At 71.8% G+C, this 20039-nt stretch carries 17 protein-coding genes; 11 read left to right on the forward strand and 6 right to left on the reverse strand.

The features are described 5' to 3' along the window. The first annotated feature begins 61 nt into the window (after positions 1-61). The 7 genes from AB0A95_RS24370 to AB0A95_RS24400 all read left to right on the forward strand — a co-directional run bounded on the left by AB0A95_RS24370 (position 62) and on the right by AB0A95_RS24400 (position 7509). The gene (locus AB0A95_RS24370; RefSeq protein WP_357558074.1) at positions 62-1174 is read left to right on the forward strand and encodes a glycerophosphodiester phosphodiesterase; all 1113 of its coding nucleotides are present in this window, start codon (positions 62-64) and stop codon (positions 1172-1174) included. Positions 1175-1957: 783 nt separating this feature from the next. Continuing rightward, on the forward strand, positions 1958-3157 hold the full coding sequence (locus AB0A95_RS24375) for a substrate-binding domain-containing protein (protein ID WP_357558075.1): 1200 nt from the start codon (positions 1958-1960) through the stop codon (positions 3155-3157). A 3-nt stretch (positions 3158-3160) separates the two neighbouring features. Next, positions 3161-3904 (forward strand): ABC transporter ATP-binding protein, encoded by a 744-nt coding sequence (locus AB0A95_RS24380; RefSeq protein WP_357558076.1) that lies wholly within the window; start codon positions 3161-3163, stop codon positions 3902-3904. A gap of 56 nt (positions 3905-3960) precedes the next feature. Further along, positions 3961-4686 (forward strand): ABC transporter ATP-binding protein, encoded by a 726-nt coding sequence (locus tag AB0A95_RS24385; protein WP_357558077.1) that lies wholly within the window; start codon positions 3961-3963, stop codon positions 4684-4686. Then, positions 4686-5576: a branched-chain amino acid ABC transporter permease gene (locus tag AB0A95_RS24390; protein ID WP_357558078.1), complete on the forward strand. Its 891-nt coding sequence runs from the start codon at positions 4686-4688 to the stop codon at positions 5574-5576. Before AB0A95_RS24385 ends, AB0A95_RS24390 begins: the two co-directional genes overlap by 1 nt. Beyond that, the gene (locus tag AB0A95_RS24395; RefSeq protein ID WP_357558079.1) at positions 5573-6679 is read left to right on the forward strand and encodes a branched-chain amino acid ABC transporter permease; all 1107 of its coding nucleotides are present in this window, start codon (positions 5573-5575) and stop codon (positions 6677-6679) included. Before AB0A95_RS24390 ends, AB0A95_RS24395 begins: the two co-directional genes overlap by 4 nt. An 83-nt stretch (positions 6680-6762) precedes the next feature. Next, a complete protein-coding gene (locus tag AB0A95_RS24400) occupies positions 6763-7509 on the forward strand; it encodes an SDR family oxidoreductase (RefSeq protein ID WP_357558080.1) in 747 nt (248 codons plus the stop codon). 62 nt (positions 7510-7571) lie between these two features. Here the strand turns inward: AB0A95_RS24400 and AB0A95_RS24405 are convergent, their stop codons facing one another. Then, entirely contained in the window at positions 7572-8393 is an 822-nt protein-coding gene (locus tag AB0A95_RS24405; protein ID WP_357558081.1) for a hypothetical protein, read from the reverse strand. Between the two features lie 141 nt (positions 8394-8534). Here AB0A95_RS24405 and AB0A95_RS24410 point away from each other — a divergent pair, with 141 nt between their 5' ends. The 3 genes from AB0A95_RS24410 (at position 8535) to AB0A95_RS24420 (ending at position 13670) form a co-directional block, all read left to right on the forward strand. Next, positions 8535-10298, forward strand: coding sequence for a BTAD domain-containing putative transcriptional regulator (locus tag AB0A95_RS24410; protein ID WP_357558082.1), 1764 nt, complete (start codon positions 8535-8537; stop codon positions 10296-10298). 39 nt (positions 10299-10337) lie between these two features. Further along, complete coding sequence (locus AB0A95_RS24415) at positions 10338-12467, forward strand: DEAD/DEAH box helicase (protein ID WP_357558083.1); 2130 nt, start codon at positions 10338-10340, stop codon at positions 12465-12467. 138 nt (positions 12468-12605) lie between these two features. Beyond that, positions 12606-13670, forward strand: a complete 1065-nt coding sequence (locus AB0A95_RS24420) for a hypothetical protein (RefSeq protein WP_357558084.1) — start codon at positions 12606-12608, stop codon at positions 13668-13670. Between the two features lie 147 nt (positions 13671-13817). On the opposite strand, the gene AB0A95_RS24425 is transcribed toward AB0A95_RS24420, so the two are convergent. Beyond that, complete coding sequence (locus AB0A95_RS24425) at positions 13818-14234, reverse strand: helix-turn-helix domain-containing protein (protein WP_355027716.1); 417 nt, start codon at positions 14232-14234, stop codon at positions 13818-13820. Between the two features lie 249 nt (positions 14235-14483). On the opposite strand from AB0A95_RS24425, the gene AB0A95_RS24430 reads away from it, so the two are divergent. After that, entirely contained in the window at positions 14484-14936 is a 453-nt protein-coding gene (locus AB0A95_RS24430; RefSeq protein ID WP_357558085.1) for a hypothetical protein, read from the forward strand. Positions 14937-15098: 162 nt separating this feature from the next. Here the strand turns inward: AB0A95_RS24430 and AB0A95_RS24435 are convergent, their stop codons facing one another. From AB0A95_RS24435 to AB0A95_RS24450, 4 genes are all read right to left on the reverse strand, one after another. Then, the gene (locus AB0A95_RS24435) at positions 15099-16274 is read right to left on the reverse strand and encodes an SAM-dependent methyltransferase (protein WP_357558086.1); all 1176 of its coding nucleotides are present in this window, start codon (positions 16272-16274) and stop codon (positions 15099-15101) included. Positions 16275-16362: 88 nt separating this feature from the next. Then, the gene (locus AB0A95_RS24440) at positions 16363-18051 is read right to left on the reverse strand and encodes a DEAD/DEAH box helicase (RefSeq protein ID WP_357558087.1); all 1689 of its coding nucleotides are present in this window, start codon (positions 18049-18051) and stop codon (positions 16363-16365) included. Between the two features lie 368 nt (positions 18052-18419). Next, positions 18420-18647, reverse strand: a complete 228-nt coding sequence (locus AB0A95_RS24445; protein ID WP_110563159.1) for a DUF3107 domain-containing protein — start codon at positions 18645-18647, stop codon at positions 18420-18422. A gap of 64 nt (positions 18648-18711) precedes the next feature. After that, positions 18712-19350, reverse strand: coding sequence for a TetR/AcrR family transcriptional regulator (locus tag AB0A95_RS24450; RefSeq protein WP_110563158.1), 639 nt, complete (start codon positions 19348-19350; stop codon positions 18712-18714). Positions 19351-20039 lie beyond the last annotated feature (689 nt).

Genomic DNA, 20039 nt, shown 5'->3' on the forward strand with positions numbered 1-20039 from the left:
CAACTGCCGGTCAATCCGGGGCGGTCTGCTGTAGCGGCTTCCCCCACGACAGGAGACGGCGATGCGACGTACCCTTCCGACCCTCGGCCTGGCCGGCGTGCTGCTCGCCGCCGCCGTGGCCGTGCCGACCATGGCCGAAGCCGGCCCCGCGACCGACGCGGACCGCTCCCGGGCGAACGACCGACCGATTGTGATCGGTCACCGGGGCGCCAGCGGCTACCGGCCGGAGCACACGTTGGAGGCGTACCGGTTGGCGATCCGGATGGGTGCCGACTACATCGAGCCGGACCTGGTCTCCACCCGCGACGGCGTGTTGGTCGCTCGGCACGAGAACGAGATCTCCGGCACCACCGACGTGTCCGCGCACCCGGAGTACGCGGCCCGCAAGGCGACGAAGACCATCGACGGCGTCGCGGTGACCGGATGGTTCACCGAGGACTTCACCCTCGCCGAGCTGAAGACGCTGCGGGCCAAGGAGCGGCTGCCGCAGGTCCGGGTGGCGAACACCGCCTTCGACGGCCGCTTCGAGGTGCCCACCCTCCAGGAGGTCATCGACCTGGCCCGAACCGAGGGGCGGGCACGGGGCCGCACCATCGGCATCTACCCGGAGACCAAGCACCCGAGCTACTTCACCTCGATCGGGCTGCCGCTGGAGGAGCCGCTGCTGAAGGTGCTGCGGCAGAACAAACTGGACCGGAAGAACTCGCCGGTTTTCATCCAGTCGTTCGAGACGGCCAACCTGCGCCGGTTGAGCCGGCTGACCGAGGTCAAGCTGGTCCAACTGCTCGACGCCATCGGCCGCCCGTACGACTTCACCGTCACCGGCGACGCCCGCGGCTACCAGGACCTGGCCACGCCGGCCGGGCTGAAGTGGATCGCCGGATACGCCGACGGCATCGGGGCGAACAAGAACCTGATCGTGCCCCGGAACGCCGCCGGTGCCCTGCTGACCCCGACCAACGTGGTACGCGACGCACACCGGGAGCACCTGCTCGTGCACTCCTGGACATTCCGCGCCGAGAACCAGTTCCTCCCCGTCGACTTCCGGATCGGGACCGACCCGAACGCACGCGGCGACATCACCGCCGAGTACGAACTCTTCCTCGGCCTGGGCCTCGACGGCGTCTTCAGCGACCACCCGGACACCGCCGTCGCCGCCCGCGCCGGCCGCTGACCCGGTCTCGCCGACAACTGACCCCTACCGAACCCCGGCCCGGAGCTGACCCGCTCCGAGCCGACCACCGGGCCGACACGCCCGGCCCAGACGCTGGCCCGTCGTCCGCCACCCGGACGGCGGGCCAGCGACACGTCCAGGCCAACGCACGCAAGACCGCGGTATGTCGAGGGGCCGGTCCAGGGGCGCCGCCCGCCCCTGACGGGGGCACTCGCAAGATCGTGCTCGATCCAGGATCGAGTGGTATCGCCGCGACGACGAGGCCACCAGATCCTGGATCAAGCACGATCATGACGGGCGGGCCGGGCTTGAGGCGGCAACTTCACCGATGTTGCTGTCTCGTCGCCGGTTGAGGCAGCAACATCGGGGAAGTTGCGCGGATCTTGCCCGCTGGGCGCGGCGGTGGGCCGGGTAGGCCGACGGCAGGCCGCGAGCGGTTGACGGATCGAGGGTGGTGGTCGTGGGCGCGGCGCGGGAATGGAATCGTGGTGCGTCTGCCGGTGGTCGCGGAGGATCTGTCGGGAGCGCTGCGGTTCGCTCGGGCGATCACGACGGGCCCTGCGGCTGGCCCAGCGGGCGAATGGCGCGAGGCGACACATCCGCCGGGCGGCCGGTGGGGGTTCGGGCCATCGGGGAAACCGGCCGCGAGGTGGCGGTGCGGCCCGTTGTAACCCTCGGCTACCTCGTTCCCGTTACTTGTGTGTTTCCGCCACATAGCCCGTGGGTGACGTCACTTCTAGCGTGAGCCGACAACACAGCATCCTGTCCTCACCTGGAGTCGCGATGACGGTCCGGCACACGCGGCGGGCGTTCCTCTCTGCCGCCACGATGATGGCCGCGGCGCTGGCCGCCACGGCCTGCGGTAGCCCGCAGGACACCGCCACCGGCGGCGGCGACAACGCCGCACCGGTCAAGGTTGGCCTGGTGTACTCCCAGTCGGGAGCCCTGGCCAGCTACGGAAAGCAGTACATCGAGGGGTTCAAGGCGGGGTTGGACTTCGCCACCCAGGGCACCGGCAAGGTCGGCGACCGGAAGATCGAGCTGACCGAGGTCGACGACGCGGGCGACCCGGCCAAGGCGGTCTCCGCCGCGAAGGATCTGATCGGCAAGGGTACGAAGATCATTGCCGGCTCCACCGCCTCCGGGGTGGCGTTGCAGGTCGCTCCGATCGCGGCGCAGAACAAGGTGCTGTTCATCTCCGGCCCGGCCGCCACCGACGCGGTGACCGGCGCGAACAAGTACACGTTCCGCTCGGGCCGGCAGTCCTACCAGGACGTTGTCACCGCCAAGTCGTTCATCGGCGACCCGACCGGCAAGAAGGTGGTGGTCTTCGCCCAGGACGGCGCGTTCGGTGACGCCAACGAGGCTGCCGTCAAGGCCGTCATCGGTGCCGCGGGTGCCACAGTGAGCAGCGTCCGGGCGCCGGCCAGCGCCACCGAGTTCACCCCGTTCGCCAGCCAGATCAAGGCGGCCAAGCCGGACCTGCTCTTCGTGGCCTGGGCCGGCACCACCGCCCCGGCCATGTGGCAGAGCCTCGACCAGCAGGCCGTGCTCTCGTCCACCACAGTCGTCACCGGCCTGGACATCCGCTCGTCCTGGCCCACCTTCGGCGCGGCCGGCACCAAGATCTCCTTCCTGTCGCACTACTTCGACGGTGCCAGCGACACCGAGGCCAGCAAGGCGCTCAAGGCCAAGGTCAGCACCATCGACCTGTTCCACCCGGACGGCTTCGCCGCCGCCCAGATGGTGGTCCGTGCGGTGCGGGAGGGTGGGGACGACGTCGACAAGATGGTCACCGCCCTGGAGGGCTGGAGCTTCGACGGGGTCAAGGGCAAGATGACCATCCGGGCCGCCGACCACGCGCTGCTCCAACCGATGTTCCAGGCCAAGCTGACCGGCAGCGGCACCGCGTTCACGGCCACCGCGCAGAAGAGCCTCACCGGTGACGAGACCGCGCCGCCGGCCGTGGCGATGAAGGGCTGAGCCATGCTCGCCACCCGCGGTCTGACCTGGCGGATCGGTGAGGTCGCCATCGTCGACAACGTCTACCTCGACCTCGCGCCCGGGGAGTTCCTGGGCGTGATCGGGCCGAACGGCGCCGGCAAGACCTCACTGTTCAACCTGATCACCGGCCTGCGTCGGGCCACGGAGGGCCGGGTGGTTCTGGATGGGCAGGACATCGGGGCGCTGCCGCCGCACCGGCGGGCCCGCCTCGGGCTGGGCCGTACCTTCCAGGCGTCCTCGGTCTTCGGCTCGCTCAGCGTGCGGGAGAACGTCCGGCTCGCCGTGCAGGCGCACCGCGGGGGCTCGATGGCGCTGTGGCGGCGGGCGGCGGCCGACCGGGAGGTCGTCGCCGCCGCCGACGCGGCGCTCGACCGGGTCGGCCTCGCCCACCGGGGTACGGCGCTCGCCGGCACCCTGGCCCACGGCGAGAAGCGCAAGTTGGAGATCGCCCTGCTGCTCGCCGGCGAACCGCGGGTGATCCTGCTGGACGAGCCGATGGCCGGTGTCAGCGCCGAGGACGTGCCCGAGCTGGTGGCGGTGATCAGGTCGTTGACCGGCGACAGCGGCCGGGCGGTGCTGATGGTCGAGCACCACATGGACGTGATCCTGGAGCTGGCCGACCGGATCGCGGTCATGCACCACGGCGCGTTGCTGGCGTGCGACACCCCGGAGACGGTGATGGCGAACCCCACAGTGCAAGAGGCCTACCTGGGGGAGTCGCTGTGAGCGCGAGGAGTGAGCCGGGTCTGCGAGCCCCGCAGTCGCGAACGGAGGCGGCGCTGATGGAACCCGTTCTCACTGTGGAGGACCTGTCGGTCCGGATCTCCGGGCTGCACATCCTCCAGGGGGTGTCGTTCACCGTCGCGCCGACCGGCGTGACCGTCCTGCTCGGCCGCAACGGCGTCGGCAAGACCACCACGCTGCGCGCGATCCTCGGCCTCACCCCGCCCGCCGGGGAGGTCAGCGGCACCATCCGGATGGGCGCGCAGAGCCTGCTGGCCCGACCCACCCACCGGCTGGTCCGCGGCGGGCTCGGCTACGTGCCCGAGGACCGGGACGTGTTCGCCGGCCTCACCGTCGCCGAGAACCTGCGGCTCGCCGAACGGCGCGGCACCATCCCGGCGTACGACAAGGTCTTCGCGCTCTTCCCGGAGCTGGACCGGCGCGGACGGCAACGGGCCGGTTCGCTGTCGGGCGGGCAGCAGCAGATGCTCGCGATCGGGCGGGTGTTGCTCAACGACAACCGGCTGCTGCTCGTCGACGAGCCGACCAAGGGGTTGGCGCCGAAGGTGGTGACCGAGGTCGCCGAGGTGCTGGAACGGGTCGCGGAGTCGGTGCCGGTGCTGCTCGTCGAGCAGAACCTGGCGGTGGTACGCCGGCTGGCCCGCGACGCGGTGGTGCTGGCCGCCGGCCGGGTGGCCTGGACCGGCGACGCCCGCGAGTTGCTGCTGGAGACGGCGCTGACGAAGTCGTTGCTCGGTGTGGGCTCGGCGGAGGTGAACCACTGATGGGCACCGTGATCCTGCTGACGTTGACCGGGCTGGGCCTGGCGGCGCTGTACTTCCTTGTCGCGTCCGGCCTGTCCCTGGTCTTCGGTCTGGCCGACGTGCTCAACTTCGCGCACGGGCTGTTCCTCGGGGTCGGCGCGTACGGCACCTGGTGGGCGGCGGGCAACCTGCCGGGCGCGGGCTCCGACGGGTTCGGCTTCGTGCTCGCTGTCGCGTTCGGGGTGGCCGCCGGCACGCTTGTGGCGGTGCTTGTCGAGTTGGTGCTGATCCGCCCGCTCTACTCCCGCACCATCGAACAGGTGCTGGTCACCGTCGGCCTGTCGCTGGCCGGGGTGGCGTTGTTGCAGGCCACCTGGGGTGCGGACGCCCGCGCCTTCCCGCGCCCGGACTGGACCCGGCAGGTGACCGGGATCCTCGGCGCGCAGGTGCCCAACGGTGGCCTGCTGCTGATCATCGCGGCGGTGCTGGTGCTCGGCGCGATCCTGGCGTTCCTGCGCTGGACCCGGTACGGCCTGGTGATCCGGGCCGGTGTGGAGAACCGGGAGATGGTGACAGCGCTCGGCATCGACGTGCGCAAGGCGTTCACGCTCGTCTTCGCCATCGGTGGGGCGGCAGCCGCGCTCGCCGGGGCGCTCGGCGGGGTCTACTTCGGCACCGTCTCGCCCGGCCAGGGCAGCTCGCTGCTGATCTTCGCGTTCATCGTGGTGGTGATCGGTGGGATGGGCTCGGTGGTCGGCTCCGCGTACGCGGCGGTCGTCGTCGGGCTGGTGCAGCAGTTCGTCAACTACTACGGCACGTCCGGGCTGGGCGACATCTGCGTGGTCGGGCTGCTGGCCGTGGTGCTGCTGCTGCGTCCGCAGGGCATCGCCGGAAAGGTGGCAACGGCATGACGCTCATCGAGGCAACACCCGCACCGGTCCCCACCTCGCCGCGACCGGGTCGGGTGCATCGCGTACGCCCGTTCCTGCCGCTGGTCGCGGTGGTCGTGTTGGCGATCCTGCCGTACTCGACGATCTCCCTGCCGGGGATCTTCGAGGGGCCGGTCAACTCGCCCGGCACCCTGCAACTGCTCGCCATCTGCCTGATCTTCGGTGGGCTGGCCGCCGGGTACGACCTGCTCTTCGGCCGGACCGGCATGCTCTCCTTCGGGCACGCGCTGTACTTCGCCGCTGGCGTGTACGGCACCGACATCCTCATCACCAGGGCCGGGCTGCCGCTGTGGCAGGCGGCGCTGCTGACCATCACCGGCGGCACCATCCTCGCGGCGCTGCTCGGCGCGGTGGCGCTGCGGACCGTGGGCATCGCGTTCGCCATGGTCACGCTGGCGTTCGCCCAGGTCGGCGCGATCCTGGTCGCGCGGGACTTCGGTGGCCTCACCGGTGGCGAGGAGGGCCTGCCGCTGGACGTGTCAGGTCTGCCCGCCGGGCTGGTGGGGGTGACCAACACTGTCAACCTGTACTGGTTGGCACTCGCGTACCTGACGCTCGTGGTCTTGGTGGTGCACCGGGTGAGCGGGTCGCCGACCGGGCGGGTGCTCGCCGGGCTGCGCGACGACGAGCGGCGGATCGGCGTGCTGGGGCTGGACCCGTACCGCTACAAGCTTGTGGCGTTCACCCTGGCCGGCGGGTTGGCCTCGGCCGGCGGGGTGGTCTACGTCCTGATCGTCGGCGGCGCGTCACCACACATCACGTCCTCCGAGCTGACCCTGTCGCTGCTGGTCATGGTGGTGCTCGGCGGGCCGGGCACCCGCTGGGGTCCGGTGCTCGGCGGTGTCCTCTACATGTACCTGGACCACCGGCTCACCGCCTTCGGCACCAGCGACGCTGTGGACAACCTGCCGGCCGTCCTGAGCCGCCCGCTGAGCCAGCCCCTCTTCGTCCTGGGCACGGTCTTCATCCTGGCCGTCTATTTCTTCCCCGGAGGCCTGACAAGCCTGGCCCCCCGCCTGGCCCCCCTGACCCGCGCCCTCCGCCCCACCCGCCCACCCCGTTGATCATGACGTTATAGCTACGACACGCCGTTGTGGATGGCGATAACGTCATGATCGACGGGGTTCTGTGGATGGGGAGGTTGGGCATGGGGTCGCGGATTGCTGTTGTTAGTGGGGGCGGGACTGGGATTGGGGCGGCCGTGGCGGGTTCGCTTGCTCGGGACGGGTACGACGTGCTGATCGTTGGGCGGCGGGCTGATGTGGTGACTGCTGCCGCCGGACGGATCTCTTCCGAGTGTGGGCGGCCGGACTCCGTGACCGCGGTGGCCGCGGACCTGACCGAGCCGGAACAGGTCGACCGGGTGCTCGCGGCGGTTGACGGTCGGCCGGTCGACGTGGTGGTCAACAACGCTGGCAGCTATCTGGCCGGAGACACCGGCACACTGGCCGGGATCGCCGCGCACTGGCGGGCCAACCTGGACGCCAACGTCCTCACCGCCGTACTGCTGACCGAGGCGCTTCGGCCGGTCCTGCGCCGACCCGGCGGGCGGGTGATCCTGGTCAGCTCGATCTCCGCGCAGCGTGGCGGCGGCGGGCCCTACTCGGCGGGGAAGGCGGCCCTGCACGGCTGGGCGTACGACCTGGCGGCGCAGCTCGGCCCGGACCAGATCACGGTCAACGTGGTGAGCCCGGGCTATGTCGCCGAGACCGATTTCTTCGGTGACCGGATGACCGCAGAGGGGCACGCGAAGCGGGTGGCGGCGACACTAGTCGGGCGGGCCGGGGTGCCGGACGACATCGCCGAGGCTGTCCGCTATCTCGCCAGCCCGGCCGCCGGCTACGTCACCGGCCAGGTCCTCGGCGTCAACGGGGGGTCGGTCCTCGGCCGCTGACGCACACGTACGCCGAGGGGCGGCGGACCCCCGTGTGGCCGCCGCCCCTCGTGCGTCGTCTGTCAGCCGTTCAAGATCTCGTACGCCATCTTCGGCGCGTTCGTCGCGGCGGCGCCGGTCGGTACGCTGATCGTCGGCGCGGTGCCGTAGTCGGCGTAGTTGATCACGTAGTCGTACGCCTTCGCCTTGCCGGCGGCCGGGATCTTCAGCGTCAGCGAGGACAGTTGCTTGTCCGCGCCGACCACCGCGGTGAACGGCACCGACTTGGCGGCTTCGCCCAGCGCCGCCGCCTCACCCTCCTCCAGCACCTTGGCGGCGTTACCGGCACTGACGTCGATGACACCGGCGTACTGCCCGGGGCTCTGCTCCTGCACCGAGGTGGCCGCCTGGATGAGCGGACCCGCGTTGCCCTGGTCGACACCGTCGTAGGCCGGGATGGTGTCGCTGTCGGTGAGCTTCGTGCGGTCCAGTTTCATCCACTTGTCCGGGAACTTCGGCAGGCCCGCCTGGCCTGTCAACTTCATCTTCATCCAGGCTTCCTCGGCAATGATCAGCACCGACATCTTGACGGAGATGCCGTCGGCGTCGGGCGGAATCGTGGTGTTCAGCTCGACGCCCTTCGCGTTCGGGTCGACTCGTCCGCTGATCGTGCTTGTCGCGTCCTTGCCACTGAACCGGAACGTCCCCTCGGTGCCGTCCGGAACGGCGTCGAGGAGCGCCTCCTTGGGGGTGGCGGTCGGGCTGGCGCTCGGGCTGCTCTGCGGTGCCGCAGCCGGTTCGCTCTTGGGCCCACACCCCCCGAGCAGGGTGGTTGTGGCCAGCATGGCGGCGATCACGCCAACCGTGCGTCGGGTGGTGCTCGCGCTGCCCGTTGCCTGTGTCATCACATTCTCTTTCTCGCTGCGTGGCCTGTGCCGGTGACCATCCTGTGGGCAGGCACGGCGGTTCGACTGCCGATATGCTGCCGTCCGGCTGCCGGGCACTGCCGTCTGGCGCTGCCGGAGGTGTCAGGAGCGGGAATTCGCATGTCAGCAACGCTGCGTTTCGAGATCCTCGGTCCTCAGCGGGCCTGGTACGCGGACCGCGAGATCGACCTCGGTCCCGGCAAACAGCGTGCCGTGCTGACAGTTCTGCTGCTCTCCGCGGGGCGTCCGGTGCCCACCGGGCAGATCGTCGAGGCGGTCTGGCCGGAGGATCCGCCCGCGAACGGCCCCAACGTGGTGCAGAAGTACGTCGCCGGGTTGCGCCGGGTGCTGGAGCCGGACCGGTCACCGCGTACGCCGGGGCAGGTGTTGAGCCTGACCGATGCCGGCTATCTGCTCCGCGTCGATCCGGACGCGCTCGACGCCGTCCGTTTCCAACGGGGAATCCACAGCGCCCGGCAGCGACGCGCCGAGGGTCGTGCCGCCGAGGCGCTGACCGAGGTGGCCACCGCCCTGGCGCTCTGGCAGGGGGAGCCGTTCACCGGCTTCACCGGACCGTTCCTGGAGGCGGCCCGGCAACGACTTGTCGAGCTGCGGGCCGTGGCGTTGGAGACCCGGGCCGACCTGATGCTGGACCTCGGCCGGCACCGCGAGATGGTCGGGGAGCTTGTGGAGGTGGTGGCCGAGTTCCCGGTCCGGGAACGACTGCGGCACCAGCTCATGCTCGCCCTCTACCGCAGCGGGCGGCAGGCGGAGGCGCTCGCGGCCTACCGGGAGTTCGGTGACCTGCTCCGGGAGGAGTACGGCATCGAGCCGGGCGAGGCACTTCAGGAGTTGCACCGACGCATCCTCTGCTCCGACCCGACCCTCGTCGCGGGCGTCCCGGAAACAGGGTGGCCCGCTTCGGCTTCCGCCGCGCGGCAGGCAGAGAACGCGGTGCCGGCGCAACCGTCCGCCGACTCGCATCCGGCTGCCCCGACCGCATCGCCCTCCGCATCACCGCCCACCCGGGCCGTCCCGGCGCGGGCGTCGATCCCACCGCCCCAGACGGCCGTCCCGCCGTACGCGGATCTGCCGTCACCGTTGTATCCCGCACAGTCCGCCGGGCCGCCGTCCCCGTTCGCGGTCGACCAGCCGCGCCGGGAGCGGCACCCTCTGCCGACGTGGGTGAGCACCACGGCCACCGTCGCCGGCACCCTCCTGCCACTGCTCTCGTTCGGCACCGGGACCTGGCTGGTGATTCTGGCGTACGCGGTGCGGCGCCGCAGTCGACGGCTCGGCCTCGCGGCCGTCGGCTATCTCCTCACCGCGGTGTTGCTGGTCTTCATGATCGCCACCGATGACCCGGAGAAGGAGGACTCGGCGGCCGAGGCGTTCCTCGGGCTCGGCGTGATCGGCCTCTGCTGGCTGGTGGGCGCCCTGCACGTGGTCCTGCTCAACCGGTGGGTCTGGGGGCGGATCACCGGCCGGCCGCAGCTGGCCCAGGCACGCGACGAGGAGCGCCGGCTGCGCCGCGAACAGGCGCGCAACCTGCTGCACCGCTATCCCTCGGCGCGTCTGGAGTTCGCGATCGGCCGCCCCGACCTGCCCCGCGCCTTCGACGATGGCGGGCTGGTGGACGTCAACGCCGTACCCGACCACGTGCTCGCCACACTGCCCGGGCTCACCGACGCGCAACGCCGGCAGGTGGCGATGGACCGGTGGGTACGCGGCCCGTACGCGTCGATGGAGGAGTTGGCCGCGCGCTGCCCGCTGCCCCTCGGGGTTGTCGACGGGCTCCGCGGCGTCCTGCTCTTCCTGCCGCCGCCCGTCCCGCCGACGGACACGCCGTCAGCGGTGGAGGCGGGGCCCACTGTGCCCCGCTGATCGTGGGGTTTCTCCGGAGTGGGCTGGTAGAAATGCCGGATGGGCGACGAGCGGGCGGCGGTACGGGAACGGGCCGAGGCGGTGCTGCGTCGGCTGGCCGGCGACCACGCCCGGCTGCGCGAGGACCAGTGGCGGGCCATCGAGGCACTTGTCGTCGACCGCCGGCGGGTGCTCTGCGTGCAGCGCACCGGTTGGGGCAAGTCGGCCGTCTACTTCGTGGCCACCGCCCTGCTGCGGGACCGCGAGCAGGGCCACCAGGCCGGGCCGACAGTCATCGTGTCGCCGCTGCTGGCGTTGATGCGCAACCAGGTCGAGGCGGCCGCTCGGGCCGGCATCCGGGCTCGCACGATCAACTCGGCGAACCTGGACGAGTGGGACGAGATCACCGCCGAGATCCAGACCGGCGCTGTGGACGTGCTGCTGATCAGCCCGGAGCGGCTCAACAACCCCGACTTCCGCGACGGTGTGCTGCCGAAGCTGGCCGCGACCACCGGGCTGCTGGTGGTCGACGAGGCGCACTGTGTCTCCGACTGGGGGCACGACTTCCGGCCCGACTACCGGCGGCTGCGTACGTTCCTCGCCGAGCTGCCCGAGCGCACTCCGGTGTTGGCGACCACCGCCACCGCCAACACCCGGGTCACCCAGGACGTGGCGGAGCAGTTGGGTGACGCCCTCGTCCTGCGCGGCACCCTGGACCGCGAGTCGTTGCGCCTCGGCGTACTCGACCTGCCCAGCCCGGCGCACCGGCTGGCCTGGCTCGCCGACCACCTGGACCAGCTGCCCGGTTCCGGCATCGTCTACACGCTGACCGTGGCGGCAGCGGGGGAGACTGCCGAGTTCCTGCGCTCCCGCGGTTACCCGGTGTCGTCGTACACCGGTCAGGTCGAGGACGCCGACCGACGAGCCGCCGAGCAGGACCTGCTCGACAACAAGATCAAGGCGCTGGTCGCCACCAGCGCGCTCGGCATGGGCTTCGACAAGCCCGACCTGGGCTTCGTCGTGCACCTGGGCGCGCCGCCCTCGCCGATCGCGTACTACCAGCAGGTCGGCCGCGCCGGCCGCGCCGTCGAGCACGCCGAGGTGCTGCTGCTGCCCGGCGCCGAGGACGCCGCGATCTGGCGCTACTTCGCCTCGCTGGCGTTCCCTCCGGAGCAGCAGGTGCGTGCCGTACTGGCCGCCCTGCACACCGACCGACCGCTCAGCACCCAGGCCCTCGAACCCCTCGTCGACCTGCGCCGGGCCCGGTTGGAGCTGATGCTCAAGGTTCTCGACGTGGACGGCGCGGTCCGCCGGGTGCGCGGTGGTTGGCTCGCCACCGGCGAGCCCTGGGTCTATGACGAGGCCCGGTTGCGGCGCGTCGCCGAGGCACGCACCGTCGAGCAACAGGCCATGCGGGAGTACGCGGCCACGCCCGACTGCCGAATGCGGTATCTACGGGAGTGCCTGGACGACACCGGGGCGACCGACTGCGGGCGGTGCGACAGGTGCGCCGACCCACTCTTCGTCGCCGACGTGTCGACGGCGGCGCTCGCCGCCGCACAGACGTTCCTGGGCCGACCCGGCGTCGAGATCGCCCCGAAGAAGCTCTGGCCGACCGGGCTGGACGCGGTGGGCGTACCGCTGAAGGGCCGGATCGTCCCCGCGGAGCAGGCGCTGGCCGGCCGGGCCGTCGGGCGCCTCTCCGACCTGGGCTGGGGTGGGCGGTTGCGTGATCTCGTCGGCCCGGAGGCACCGGACGCGCCGGTGCCCGACGACGTAGCCGGCGCGGTCGTGGAGGTACTGAAGGCGTGGGCGCACGGCGACGACCCGTGGCCGCGCCGGCCGGTGGGTGTGGTCGCTGTCGGTTCCCGGCGGCGGCCCCGGCTGGTCGGCTCGTTGGCCGAGCGGATCGCCGCAGTGGGCCGGCTGCCGCTGCTCGGCGAGGTCACCCCGGCCGGTCCGGGCGGCCCGGCGGGACCGCGCGGCAACAGCGCCCAACGGGTACGCGCGTTGCACGACACGTTCACCGTCCCGGCCGACCTGGCCCAGGCCCTGGCCGGGCTGGATGGTCCGGTGCTGCTCGTCGACGATCTTGTCGACTCCGGCTGGACGATGACGCTTGTGGCCCGGGCACTGCGCCGGGCCGGCGCACCAGACGTGCTTCCGCTCGCCCTCGCCGTGGCCGGCTGATCCACGCTGGCCCGCGCCGGGGTGGGCCGGTTCGGGCGGGTCGGCGCGGAAAGTTCCCCGGCGGCGGCGAATGCGACAGTCGCCACGCCGTCCGGGCGGCGGTCTGAGGTGGCTGGCCACGGCGGTACGGTGGGAGTCATGACCGATCAGCACCCCGCCGCCGTGCCGGTGGTGCCTGAACAGGCCCCCCACGCGTCGGCGGCGGCTGCTCCGGTCTCCGACGTGGCGGCGTCCGACCAGGTCCCCGACGCGGCGGTGGTGTCCGCCGTGCCGGTGTCGTCCGACCCGGTCTCCGCCGCGCCGGATCGGAGCACACTCCGGCTGGCGCTGGTGGTCGGCGGGTTGGTGCTTGCGGTGCTGCTCGGCTTCGGCCTCGGCCGGCTGAACGCCACCGGGACTGCCCCCGGCAGCCCATCCCTGCCAGCCGAGCACACCGACCCCCCGGGCGTCGGCCCGCACAGCCACGGCACCGCCACGAGCACCGACCAGGGCGTGGGCATCGAGCCGGGCGGGCTGGCGGTCAGCTCGGCCGGGCTCACCCTCGCCCCGCTGGGCACCGAGTTCGTGGCCGGCCGCCCCGGTCAGCTCCGCTTCCAGGTGCGCGACACGCAGCGCAGGCCGGTGACCCGCTTCGCGGTCGTCCACGACAAGCCGATGCACCTGATCGTCGTCCGCCGCGACCTGACCGGCTACCAGCACCTGCACCCGACCATGGCGGCGGACGGCACCTGGTCGGTGCCGTTGACCCTCGCGCAGCCCGGCATCTGGCGCGCGTACGCCGACTTCACAGTGGTCGCCGACAACGGCGCGCAGACCGCGGTGATCCTCGGCGCGGACCTGGTCGTGCCCGGCGACTACCAGCCTCGGCCGCTGCCCGCACCGGCCACCTCGACGACGGTGGACGGGTTCACCGTCGGCTATCAGGGCACTCCGCAGGTCGGGGCGAACGTGCCACTGACCTTCCGGGTCGACGGCGCAGACGGTGCCGCGCCGCTGGAGCGTTACCTCGGGGCGTACGGACACCTGGTGGCGCTACGCGAGGGTGACCTCGGCTACCTACACGTGCACCCGGAGCCGGAGTTGGTAGACGGTCAGATCAAGTTCTGGCTGACCACCCCCGGCCCAGGCCGTTATCGCGTCTACCTCGACTTCCAGGTAAAAGCCAAAGTCCACACCGCCGAACTAACCCTCACAGTCCCCTAACCCGCCTCCCCGCTGCCCTCCCCCTCCCCCCGGCCCCCTCCCCCCAGCCCGCGTTGATCATGAGGTTATTGCCTCTCGCCTCGGCGTGTCGCGGCTATAACGTCATGATCAACGCGTGGGGGGTGGGGGTGGGGGGTGGGGAGGGGGTTAGCCGGCTCGGCGGATGGGGCGGCGGGCTAGGTAGCGGAGCAGGTCGCGGATGTGGTGCTTCTCCTCGGCGGGGACCGTCGGGTCGGCCAGTCGATCGAGGATGGCCCGGACGTCGGCCTCGACGGGGCCGTCGTCGTGACGTCGGCGGGGAGTGGGGCCGGCGTCGGGCAGGCCGAGGGCGCGGAACGCGGCAGCGACCGGCAGGTCGAGTGCGGCGCAGAAGCCGCGGACTTTGGCGAGCTCGGGGTAGTCCTGCCAGTCACCGGCCAGCCAGCGAAACACGGTGGAACGGCCCACGCCCGTGTGTGCGGCAAGATCGGTCACGGTCCAGCCACGTTCGTCGCGAGCGTCGTCGATGGCACGCCGGACGAAGCGGGCGAAGGCCATCTGCGGTGTTACGTCGGCTGATCCCATCCCTGTGTGTCTTTCCCCCTGCCGGAGCGCCGGGACGATGCGCCTTCCGAGGGTAGTACGGCTCGGGGCCGAAACCATTGACTGAGCGCACAAACTGTCCCGTGGGTGAGACTTTTTCTCCGCCATGATGTGCGCCGACCGCAACTCGCACCGAGCGACAATCATCACTGTTCTACTAGGCTCGATGCCCGTCCCGGCATGGCGTCTGAACCCCCGCCCTGTTCGACCGGACCACCGCCGAGGAGCACCATGGCCGACCTGAGCCGCCCCCAGCCGTACCAGCCCGGTGCGGTGAGCCTCTTCTTCGTCGCCAAGGCCGGCGTCTTCGCCGCCGCGTTCTGGATCTGGTTGCTGGTTCTGGTGCTCCGCACCGACTCCGCGACCGGCCAACAGGTGCTGGCAGCCACCGGCGCGATCACCACCACGCTTGTCGGCGTGGTGCTGGGCGCCCGGGTGGCGTTGCAGCACAACGCCGCGATCCGGCACGCGGAGGTGAAGAAGTTGCTCGTGGACATCTCCTGGAACGCCTTCGCCGCCGCCGGCAACGCCGAGAGCACGGGCAAGGTGGTGCCGTTTCCCACCGCTCCGGCTGACGGCGAGCGGGTCGGCCAGCGTGGCGGAGGCGAGCGGGTGACGGTCCTCGACCGTGGTGAGCGCACCAGCGGCCGGGATCGTCGCGGCAACGGCGAACGGCGTCACTAAGGCCTGTTTCATGAGAAACGGCGGGCCCGGACGACGGCCGGCGGCGTTGCGGTTTCGCCCGGATACCACACCGGTATCCGAACGAAACGGCTCGCCGCCCGGACTCCGCCTCGGCACGACCGCCCCGATGAAAACAGGCCTTAGCCGTCGCCCAGGCGCCGACTAGATCGCGGGCTGCCGGTCGGTCGGCTCCCCGTCGCTGGCCAGTAGGGTCGCCAGTCGGGGCGTGACCTGCCACTGCTCCACCAACTCGCGGTATTCCGCGCGCTGCGGTTCGGTCGCCTCGACGCCGGTGCGGCGGGCGCGGATCAGCAGGTTGCGCGGCGTGTGCTGGGAGTCCACGAACTCCACCACCTCGGCCCGGTACCCGTGCGCCCGCAGCAGACCGGCGCGCAGTGCGTCGGTGAGCACGTCGGCGAAGCGCTCGCGGAGGATGCCCTGCCGGGTCAGCAGGTCGTACGGGGGCGGGGCGGGGTGGGCGCGCAGCTGCTTGGCCAGGTCGTGGTGGCAGCACGGCGCGGCCAACACCCAGCGGGCCTCCCAGTGCACCGCTCGGGCGAGCGCCTCGTCGGTGGCGGTGTCGCAGGCGTGCAGTGCCAGCACCAGGTCGGGGGCGGGGTCGACGACGGCGTCGGCGATCGTGCCGGCCACGAAGCTGACCTGGTCGGCCCAGCCCAGCCGCTGCGCCAGCTCGGTGTTGCGCCGCCGCTGGTCCTCGCGGACGTCCACGCCGATCAGCTGGACGTCGAGCCCTCGCCCGGACAGGTAGCGGTACGCGGCGAACGTCAGGTAGGCGTTGCCGCAGCCCAGGTCGACAACCCGCAGCGACCCGGTCAGCTCGTCGGGCAGGGTCGCGGCCAGGGCGCGGAGGAACGCGTCCACCTGGCGGCGCTTGGCCGCCGACCCACCGATCTCCGCGAAGATCGGGTCACCCGGGTCGAGCAGGTATTCCTTCGTCCGGTCGTTTCCGGTGGGCGTCGCCGCCGGCCGGGACGTCGCGGACCGGTGCACCTGCGCCTCGCCGGACTTGGTCACCCGCAGCTGGAGGGTCGCGTCGGCTGTCTCGACGTGCCAGTTACCGAACGGCTCGGCGAGCAACTCGTCGATCGCCGCGGCGGCCTCGGGGCCGGAGGCGAGGTTGCGAGTGTACGGACGGGCGCCGTCGGACGTGGTGATCTGCATCCGGGGCCCGGCCTTGAGCCGCACCGGCCGCAGTTCGGCCCGCTCGACGGTGGGGCGGCGGCCGCGTCGACGCCCGGCGGCGACCGCCCGGGTCAGCGCGGGGTCGAGTAGCAGCGCCCGAATCTCGGTCAGGGCGGCGTCCAGTGGTTGCGGCATCGTTCCATCTTCGGCAGGTGGGGTGGGAGAAGGGAACATCCCCCGTACCGCGCGAGGCGGTGCGGGGGATGTCGGGTGTGGCTGGTGGTCAGTCGGCGGTCGCCTCGGCCGGCGTACCCGAATCGGAACCGCCACCACGACGGCGCCGACGGCGGCGCGGCTTCGACGGCTCGCCGTCGGACGCGGTGACCGGCTCGGTGGGGCCGGCGTCCGCGGAGATCACCGCGGTCGGCTCGGTCCCGACCGCCTCACCGGCCCGGCGGCGACGCCGGCGGCGGGGGGTACGGGTGCCTTCCTCGGCCGCGTCGGCGATGGGCGCCTCGGCGACGGCCGGAGTGCCGGAGTCGGAGCGGTCCCGGCGACCGTCACCCCGACCACGGCGCTCGCCCCGCCCTTCGCCACGGCTCTCACCGCGTCGGGGACCCCGACCACCGCTGTCGCCCCGGCGGGAGCGGGTCGTGCCACCCAGATCCTCTTCGATCTCGGCGGACAGCCCGGCCCGAGTGCGCTCGCCGGTGGGCAGAGTGCCGCTGACCTCGGTGGAGATGTGCAGGTCGGTGTAGAGGTGCGGCGACGTGTGGTACGTCTCCGGCGGCTCCGGCATCTCCAGACCGAGGGTCTTGTCGATGATCCGCCAGCGGGGCATGTCGTCCCAGTCGACGAAGGTCACCGCGACGCCCGTCGCGCCGGCCCGGCCGGTGCGACCGATCCGGTGGGTGTAGGTGTCCTGGTCTTCGGGGCAGTCGTAGTTGATCACGTGGGTGACGCCTGTGACGTCCAGCCCGCGGGCCGCCACGTCGGTGGCGACCAGGATGTCGATCTTGCCGGCCCGGAAGGCCCGCAGCGCCCGCTCGCGGGCACCCTGGCCGAGGTCACCGTGCACGGCGGCGACCGCGAACCCACGGAAGTCGAGATCCTCGGCGACCCGGTCGGCGGCCCGCTTGGTCCGGGTGAAGATCATGGTCAGCCCGCGCCCCTCCGCTTGGAGGATGCGCGCCACCACCTCGACCTTGTTCATCGAGTGGGTGCGGTAGACCAACTGCTGGGTCTGCGGCGACGGGCCGGTCTCGGCGGTGTGCCCGGCGTGGATCGTCATCGGCTGGCGCAGGAAGCGCCGGGACAGGGTGACGATCGGGTCCGGCATGGTGGCCGAGAAGAGCATCGTCTGGCGGTCTTCCGGGAGCATCGCCAGGATCTTCTCGACGTCGTCGAGGAAGCCCAGGTCGAGCATCCGGTCGGCCTCGTCGAGGACGAGTGCGTGCACCCGGTCCAGACGGAGGTGCTTCTGCTTCTGGAGGTCCATCAGTCGGCCCGGGGTGCCGACCAGGATCTCGACACCCTTGCGCAGCGCGTCGATCTGCGGCTCGTACGCCACGCCGCCGTAGATCGGCAGCACTCGGACGCCGCGCGTCCGGCCGGCGGCGGCCAGGTCCTTGGCGACCTGGATGCCCAGCTCGCGGGTGGGGACCACGACAAGCGCCTGGGGGACGCCGTCGCTGCCCTCGGACGGCGCGAAGACCCGGTCCAGCAGTGGCACGCCGAAGCCGAGGGTCTTGCCGGTGCCGGTGGGCGCCTGACCGATCAGGTCGACGCCGCGCAGCGCGATCGGGATCGCGTACTCCTGGATGGCGAACGCGCGGGTGATGCCGGCCGAGGCCAGGGCCTCGACGGTCTCGGCGCGGGCGCCGAGTGCGGCGAACGTGGGGGCCTCCGGTCGAACCGGGGCGGTGGGGGCCAGTTCCTGGCCGTCCAGCAAATCTTGAGTCAGCTCGCTCATGTGGATGTGGGGGTGCCCTCTCGTGGGTGCGCCCGTCATGTCCTCAGGGCGCGATCGGTATGACGCGGGCCACACGGTCGGCGGCAGATTGCCGAGCCGGACCGGGCCGCACGCGCGCCGCGGGCTGAGCTTCGATCAGATCGGCGCCCACGGCAACTGCTCCATGCTACCTGAACAGGCATGGCTTCGTCCCGATTCCCCGCCGGCCAGACGCCACGCGGGGGCCACGATGGTGACTTGTGTCACAGAGAGGGGGTGGGGGTGTGCCCCGTGCGGGTCACCGACGCCCGCGCGGCGGCGCACCGGGCCGGGGCGGGGCCGGCCCGCGGCAGGTGGCCAACGCCGACCTGCCGCGATGGCCGGACCGGTCAGCGGACTGTGAAACCGACAGACCGGGGCGACGCCTCGGCGATCTCGACGTAGGCGACCTTCTCGACCGGAACGATGACCCGCCGGCCCTTCTCGTCGGTCAGGGAGAGCGTGCCGCCGTTACCGGCGAAGGCGTCGGTCACGATCTGCTCGATCTCGGCCGGCGACTGCGCGCTGTCCAGTACCAGCTCACGCGGCGCGTACTGCACGCCGATCTTGACCTCCACTGTGCCTCCTCAACTGGGGCGAAAGAACCGCCCTGCGAAGGCTATCCGATCACGGGGTCAGCGGTCAGGCTGACTCACCTTGCAGCGGGAAGCTCGCGATGCCCCGCCAGGACAACGCGGCAACCAACGCCTCGGCCTCGGCCTTTGGCACCTGGCGGCCACCGGCCAGCCAGAACTGCGCGGCAGTCTCCGCCGCGCCGACAAGCCCGGAGGCGAGCAGCTCGGCGTGCGCCCGACTCACCCCGGTGTCCGAGATGATGGTGTCGGTGATCGCCGCGATGCAGCCCTGCTCGACCCGCTCCACCCGCTGCCGCACCGCCGGGTCGTTGCGCAGGTCCGACTCGAAGACGAGGCGGAACGCCTCGCTCTCGTGGTCGACGAAGTCGAAGTACGCGCGCACCGACGCGCCGACCCGCTCCTTGTTGTCGCTGGTGCCGCGCATCGCGTCCTGCACCTGAGCGACGATGGCGTCACAGTGCGTGTCGAGCAGCGCCAGGTAGAGATCCATCTTCCCGGGAAAGTGTTGGTAGAGCACCGGCTTGGAGACCCCGGCCCGCTCGGCGATGTCGTCCATCGCGGCGGCGTGGTAGCCCTGCGCGACGAACACCTCCTGCGCCGCAGCGAGAAGCTGCTTACGGCGCGCGGAGCGGGGCAGGCGGGTGGGCCGGCCGGCGGTCTGTGCACCGTTCCCCGCAGCGGTCATGGGATCCTCCGAGTTCTCCGTACGAGCCGGCATTTTCCCCCCAGACCGGGCAGGGCCCGTGACCCCCGTCGTGGAAATGCTCCGCCGCTGTAACTTATCGCCACTCTCGGCACACGGTAGCCTCAGCGGGGGCGACCAAGGAGCGCGCGGTGAGTGAAACAGGGCAACCCGGAGCCGCCACCCCGGGAGAGCACGGTGACGGAGCGGGTCAGCACGACGACCCGGGCCGTCCCGTCAGCGGGTGGGCGCCCCCGGCGGGTGGGTGGCCCCGGGCCGCCGATCGCGAGGATGCCCAGGACGAGGCACCCCGCTGGCAACCCGACCCCGCGTCCGGCTGGCGCACCTCCTCCAGTCGACACGGCGACCTGCCGTCGCCCCTGGTCGGGCCGCCGGGTGACCTCGCTCCGCCGGCCCGCGCCAACGGCCACCACACCAACGGCGTGCACCACCCCGACGGCGCCAACGGCGTCCGCCATCCCGGCCTCGAACCAGCCGCCGGGCGCCCCACGCCGGTGAGTGGCCCGCCCGGGCTGCCCGCGGAGGGTCGACCCGAGATGCCCGGCGACCGGCTGGTGGTGCCCGCCCAACGCCCCGCGCCCGCGCTGGAGCAGGCCGCCGGCGAGCCCGACCCGAGCCCCGCCACCCTTCCCACAGTGGATCCGGCCACCCACCGTGCCCGCTGGGCCGAG

The sequence above is a fragment of the Micromonospora sp. NPDC049230 genome, from assembly GCF_040647875.1.
In the GTDB taxonomy this organism is placed as follows: domain Bacteria; phylum Actinomycetota; class Actinomycetes; order Mycobacteriales; family Micromonosporaceae; genus Micromonospora.

What these genes read in the sequence shown, in the direction of transcription:
- AB0A95_RS24440 (WP_357558087.1), bottom strand. Translation starts at nt 18,051, where the DNA reads ATGAGCGAGCTGACTCAAGATTTGCTGGACGGCCAGGAACTGGCCCCC.
- AB0A95_RS24375 (WP_357558075.1), top strand. Translation starts at nt 1,958, where the DNA reads ATGACGGTCCGGCACACGCGGCGGGCGTTCCTCTCTGCCGCCACGATG.
- AB0A95_RS24450 (WP_110563158.1), bottom strand. Translation starts at nt 19,350, where the DNA reads ATGACCGCTGCGGGGAACGGTGCACAGACCGCCGGCCGGCCCACCCGC.
- AB0A95_RS24415 (WP_357558083.1), top strand. Translation starts at nt 10,338, where the DNA reads ATGGGCGACGAGCGGGCGGCGGTACGGGAACGGGCCGAGGCGGTGCTG.
- AB0A95_RS24410 (WP_357558082.1), top strand. Translation starts at nt 8,535, where the DNA reads ATGTCAGCAACGCTGCGTTTCGAGATCCTCGGTCCTCAGCGGGCCTGG.
- AB0A95_RS24435 (WP_357558086.1), bottom strand. Translation starts at nt 16,274, where the DNA reads ATGCCGCAACCACTGGACGCCGCCCTGACCGAGATTCGGGCGCTGCTA.
- AB0A95_RS24425 (WP_355027716.1), bottom strand. Translation starts at nt 14,234, where the DNA reads ATGGGATCAGCCGACGTAACACCGCAGATGGCCTTCGCCCGCTTCGTC.
- AB0A95_RS24420 (WP_357558084.1), top strand. Translation starts at nt 12,606, where the DNA reads ATGACCGATCAGCACCCCGCCGCCGTGCCGGTGGTGCCTGAACAGGCC.
- AB0A95_RS24395 (WP_357558079.1), top strand. Translation starts at nt 5,573, where the DNA reads ATGACGCTCATCGAGGCAACACCCGCACCGGTCCCCACCTCGCCGCGA.
- AB0A95_RS24390 (WP_357558078.1), top strand. Translation starts at nt 4,686, where the DNA reads ATGGGCACCGTGATCCTGCTGACGTTGACCGGGCTGGGCCTGGCGGCG.
- AB0A95_RS24385 (WP_357558077.1), top strand. Translation starts at nt 3,961, where the DNA reads ATGGAACCCGTTCTCACTGTGGAGGACCTGTCGGTCCGGATCTCCGGG.
- AB0A95_RS24400 (WP_357558080.1), top strand. Translation starts at nt 6,763, where the DNA reads ATGGGGTCGCGGATTGCTGTTGTTAGTGGGGGCGGGACTGGGATTGGG.
- AB0A95_RS24405 (WP_357558081.1), bottom strand. Translation starts at nt 8,393, where the DNA reads ATGACACAGGCAACGGGCAGCGCGAGCACCACCCGACGCACGGTTGGC.
- AB0A95_RS24430 (WP_357558085.1), top strand. Translation starts at nt 14,484, where the DNA reads ATGGCCGACCTGAGCCGCCCCCAGCCGTACCAGCCCGGTGCGGTGAGC.
- AB0A95_RS24380 (WP_357558076.1), top strand. Translation starts at nt 3,161, where the DNA reads ATGCTCGCCACCCGCGGTCTGACCTGGCGGATCGGTGAGGTCGCCATC.
- AB0A95_RS24370 (WP_357558074.1), top strand. Translation starts at nt 62, where the DNA reads ATGCGACGTACCCTTCCGACCCTCGGCCTGGCCGGCGTGCTGCTCGCC.